The organism is Flavobacterium ginsenosidimutans, from assembly GCF_003254625.1.
Classification (GTDB): Bacteria; Bacteroidota; Bacteroidia; order Flavobacteriales; family Flavobacteriaceae; genus Flavobacterium; species Flavobacterium ginsenosidimutans.
Window position 1 is genome coordinate 1 of sequence record NZ_QJRJ01000052.1, and the last position, 5,411, is coordinate 5,411.

Consider the following 5,411-nt stretch of genomic DNA (forward strand, 5'->3'; position numbering starts at 1 on the left):
ACAGATGACCAGCTTGCGGCATTGAAAGGAGCGCCTGGAAATGACGGAGCGCCAGGATTGCCTGGGAAAGATTTCAAATATTCGGATTTCACAGATGATCAGCTTGAGGCGTTGAAAGGAGCGCCTGGAAATGACGGAGCACCAGGAGTTGCCTGGAAAGGATTTCAAATATTCTGATTTCACAGATGATCAGCTTGCGGCGTTGAAAGGAGCGCCTGGAAATGACGGAGCGCCTGGAGCACCTGGGAATGATGGAGCGCCAGGATTGCCTGGAAAGGATTTCAAATATTCAGATTTCACAGATGATCAGCTTGAGGCGTTGAAAGGAGCGCCTGGGAATGATGGAGCGCCAGGATTGCCTGGAAAGGATTTCAAATATTCAGATTTCACAGATGATCAGCTTGCGGCATTGAAAGGAGCGCCTGGGAATGACGGAGCACCTGGAGCACCTGGAAATGACGGAGCGCCAGGATTGCCTGGAAAAGATTTCAAATATGAAGATTTTACCGATGCGCAGTTAGAAAACTTACGTGGTCCTCAAGGAAAGCAAGGAGAAAAAGGAGACACACCAGAAATTACAAAAGGAAGTTTACTAGCAGGAAGTGATAAAGTCATAGTAGGCGGAGGAGGAAAAGTCCTTGATGCAGATATTACAGTTGATTTAAATTCTAAAGATCTTACAAGTAAAACTTCTAGTAGTGTTTTAGAAATTATAAATAACAAAGGAGCGGTTTTGACAGATGCTCAGATAAATATTGTACCAGCAGAAAGCAAACCAGCTATGTTGATAACTGACGAGCCAGGTACGGTAAGATGGTCTGATGATATGCCGTGGTTGTTAAATGGTAATACAGTTCCTGTTCTAAAAACGTTAGGAACTAAAAATTCTTTTGACCTTCCATTTATTACAAATAATAAGGAATGGATGAGATTGACAACAAATGGTAGATTAGGTATAGGTACTACAACACCACTAGGGGGTATACATTTAATAAGTGCTGATAAGGCAGGAAATGATGTGATTTTTGAAGGAATTAATGATAACACAGCGCTACAGTTAATTCTTACAGGATCGCCATTAGCAAAAGGAACTAGATTAGGACAGCTTAATTTTGGATACAATGATGGTGCTTACAAGTTTAGTTCTAATATTGTGGCTAACTATAGAGGAACAGACGCAGGGGTAACGAATTTATCAGACCTTCAGTTTTATACTTCAAATACGGTAAAAATGACTATTGATGAGAAAGGTTTTGTAGGTATTAATACAACAACTCCAAGTGGGGCTTTACATATTCTTAATAATGGAAATGCTAATAATTTTGATGATCTTATGGTGACATCTTATGGTGATACTGCTATAACTCCAGGAGTCTTCTTACAAAAATGTAAAGGAAACATTTCTGCTCCTGATAATTTACAATTTGGAGACGGATTAGGAACTTTCAATTTTGCAGGAAGATATAATGGAGTAATGGCTCAGATGTCAGGAATGCTTGGTTATTATAAAGGAGATGGAAAAACTCTTCTGAGTGATTTAAGATTTAAAACGTCTGATGTAGTAAGAATGACGATTGATGAAAATGGTGTTGTATATCCTTCAGGAAATGGAAGTCAGGATTTAGGTACTTCATCCCTAAGATGGAAAACAGTATACGCTGCAAATGGTGTGTCTCAAACATCAGACATTCGTTTAAAGAAAAATATTCAACCTTTAAAATACGGTTTAGCAGAGGTTATGAAAATAGATCCAATTACATACAACTGGAAAGACAGTTCAGATAACAATTTAAAAGTGGGTGTTTCGGCACAACAAGTGCAGACTATATTGCCAGAAGTGGTAACCGTAGGACAAGATGAAGCTAAAACACTAGGTGTAAATTATGCTGAAATGGTTCCAGTATTGATTAACGCAATAAAAGAACAACAAGCTGAGATTGACCAATTAAAATCGCTTGTGAAAGAATTGATGGATAAGAAATAAGCTCCCCTTCAAAAATCTAAAAATCCGATTATTTATAATCGGATTTTTTTTTTTGCTTTATATCGAGCAAATAATTGAATTAAATAAAAAAGGAGCGAAAGCTCCTTTTTTATTTAAACAACTAACAACTAACAACTAACAACTAACAACTAACAACTAACAACTAACAACTAACAACTAACAACTAACAACTAAAAAAATATGTCCTAAAATGTAAGAATTAAAACATTTAAGGGTAATGCGAGTAATGTATTTGTAGGACTTTTGCATGCTTAAAACAAGTGTCTCGATATACCGATGGTATATTTTTAATGGAAATAATTAAAAGAAATAAAGATGAAAAGAATTTTATGTATGTTATTGCTGGTTCAGAGCGGTTTTATAATGGCTCAGACAGAAAAAGTGGTTACAGCAAATGGAAAAAGAATAACCATCAATCCAAGCGGGCTTAATAATGCAGATAATGGTTTAACAGTAACTAATGGAAATGTCCAATTGGGAGGAACGCTTACAAAGCCTTCAATTTTAACTACGACTTCTGCTTTTACATTGGCAATTCAGGGACTTCAGAATGGTGCCGTAACAGATCAATTTTTAACAACAGATGCAAACGGAGTAATTCGTAAAATAACAAATACCGGCTGGAGCACAACCGGAAATGCAGGAACAAGCGCAGGAACAAATTTTATAGGTACAACTGATAATCAGGATATTGTTTTTAAAAGATTTAACTCAATAGCTGGTCGAATAGGAGATAGTAATACGGTTATTGGAGCGTTTAGCATGTTGAATAATACAGGAAATACAAATACAGCATTTGGTGCACGAGCTCTTTATAATAATACCTCTGGAGGTCAGAATGTAGCAGTTGGAAATGGTGCTCTTTTCAATAATACAACGGGTAATAGAAATGCTGCTCTCGGTACAGGTGCTGTAAATTACAATAAAACGGGTAATTATAATACAGCAATAGGAGATAGTGCATTGTCGAATAATGTAGATGGTGAAAATAATGTGGCTATTGGTTTTAATAGTGGGAGTAATTTTTATGGAACAGGATCAAAGACTCTAAAAAATACAAAAGAAAGTATTTTTATAGGAGCTGGTGCACAAGCACCAAGTGATAATTCTGTAAATCAAATTGTGATAGGGAACTATGCAGTTGGTAGAGGTTCAAATACGGTACAAATAGGAAATGATAAAGCAACCATTATTGGTGGTGCAGTAGAGTGGTCGAGTACTTCAGATTTACGGTTAGAAAACACTATTTCTACAAGTGCTTATGGTTTAAACTTTATAAATAAATTACGTCCAGTGACATATGAATTGAATTCAGGAGATTCTAGTTTGCAATCAGGATTTATTGCTCAAGAAGTTGAAACTGCAGCTAATAGTATCGGGTATAGTTTTAATGGTATTGTAAAACCACAATCAGCAAATGATTATTATAGTTTGCGTTATTCACAGTTTGTAGTGCCTTTGGTTAAAGCAGTTCAAGAACAGCAATTGCAGATTGAAGCAAAAGACGCTAAAATTACTGAACTTGAAAGACGTTTAGAAAGAGTAGAACAATTGTTAGAAAATAGATAAAAAAATCTAGCAAAAAATAAAAAAAGGAGCGCCAGCTCCTTTTTTTATGAGCAAAATCTAAAATCTAATCCCGAGGCTTCGGGACTAAAATCTAAAATCTAATCCCGAGGCTTCGGGACTAAAATCTAAAATATGTCTTAAAATGTAACAATTTAAACTTTTAGTGGTAAGAAAAAAGCTATTATAATTAAACCTTTGCAAAATAAAAATATACGATAAGTATAATGTGTTTTTAAAAGAGACACATATCATAATCAATAATTTAATAACCCTTTAAAGATTAAATCTTATGAAGAATAGATTACTTCCTTTACTTTTTGTCTTAGGTAGTTACTCAGCTTACTCTCAGGTAATAGTTGGAGAAAAAGAAATAAAAAATCCTTCTGCTCAGTTAGAAGTTTTTGCAAAGGACAAAGGTATGTTGATTCCGCAAGTAGCCTTGACAGGTCCTACTGATGCTAGTACAATTACAAATGGAAATGTACCGAGTTTATTAGTTTTTAACACTTCTAATTTACTAGATATTAAGCCAGGATATTACTATTGGTACGATAATAAGTGGAATAGAATGATTGCGTCTGGAGAATCTTCAGATGGTAACGGAAACGTTATTTACAATCCAACAACCAATCAGTTTACTTACATTGATGCATCAGGAAATACAAAGATTATCAAGATAAGTGATATTATAAAAGCTAATGAAACTGTAACTACGCTTACAGATAACAAAAACGGTTCTTATACTTATGTAAGTGAAAACGGCACACCGACTACAATCAATGTGGTTAAGGATGTTATAGATAACTCAAAAACAATTTTTGTAGACCAGTCAGTAAAACAGGAAATCGAAAAACTGATTGAATCTGGACAGACTTTGACATCATTGGAATATAATAAAATAGCTAACACGCTTACTTACAAAGATGAGAATGGAAAAGAAAACGTGATTTTGCTGACAGATTTAGTTAAAGGAGCAGAAACTGTAACTACGCTTACCGATAACAAAAACGGTTCTTATACTTATGTGAGTGAAAACGGTACACCGACTACTATCAATGTGGTTAAGGATGTTATTGACAACTCAAAAGAAATTTTCATAGACAAGTCGGTAAAACAGGAAATCGAAAAACTGATTGAATCAGGGCAAACCTTGACTTCGTTATTTTATGATAAAGCTGCTAACACGCTAACCTATACAGACGAGGAAAAAGTGCCTCATATACTTCCGTTAAAAGATTTAGTTGCGGGCGGAGAAACTCAGACAAGTTTAGTTTATGATGCAGCAACAAATAAACTGACGTATACAGGAGAAAACGGAAAACCAACAGTAATCGATTTAAAGGATTTAGTTGCAGGAGCAGAAACGCTTACAGCTTTAGATTACAATAAAGCCACTAATAAGCTTACGTTTACAGACGAGGATAAACAGGATACGGTAATCGATTTGAAAGATCTGGTTGCAGGAGCAGAAACGCTTACGGCTTTAGATTACAATAAAACCACTAATAAACTTACGTTTACCGATGAGGATAAAAAGGATACGGTAATCGATTTAAAAGATTTAGTTAAAGGAGCAGAAACCCTAACTACGCTTGAAGATAAAGGTAATGGATTGTATACTTATACAAGCGAAAATGGTAGGACTACTGATATCAATGTAGTTCAAGATGTTATTGACAACTCAAAAACAATTTTTGTGGACCAGTCAGTAAAAAAGGAAATCGAAAAACTGATTGAATCAGGGCAGACGCTTACAGCTTTAGATTATGATAAAGCCACTAATAAGCTTACGTTTACAGACGAGGATAAACAGGATACGGTAATCGATTTGAAAGAT

The 5,411-nt window shown here is 35.3% G+C and carries 2 protein-coding genes and 1 pseudogene; all 3 read left to right on the top strand.

Going from position 1 to position 5,411, the window contains the following annotated elements; translation table 11 throughout:
- Positions 1–130 precede the first annotated feature (130 nt).
- Positions 131–1,984, top strand: a complete 1,854-nt coding sequence (locus DM444_RS00285; RefSeq protein ID WP_162614880.1) for a tail fiber domain-containing protein — start codon at positions 131–133, stop codon at positions 1,982–1,984.
- Positions 1,985–2,320: 336 nt separating this feature from the next.
- A complete protein-coding gene (locus DM444_RS00290) occupies positions 2,321–3,574 on the top strand; it encodes a tail fiber domain-containing protein (RefSeq protein WP_111282897.1) in 1,254 nt (417 codons plus the stop codon).
- Positions 3,575–3,863: 289 nt separating this feature from the next.
- Positions 3,864–5,411: pseudogene (locus DM444_RS00295) on the top strand (hypothetical protein); the annotation flags it as partial.

What these genes read in the sequence shown, in the direction of transcription:
- DM444_RS00285 (WP_162614880.1), top strand. Translation starts at nt 131, where the DNA reads ATGACGGAGCACCAGGAGTTGCCTGGAAAGGATTTCAAATATTCTGAT.
- DM444_RS00290 (WP_111282897.1), top strand. Translation starts at nt 2,321, where the DNA reads ATGAAAAGAATTTTATGTATGTTATTGCTGGTTCAGAGCGGTTTTATA.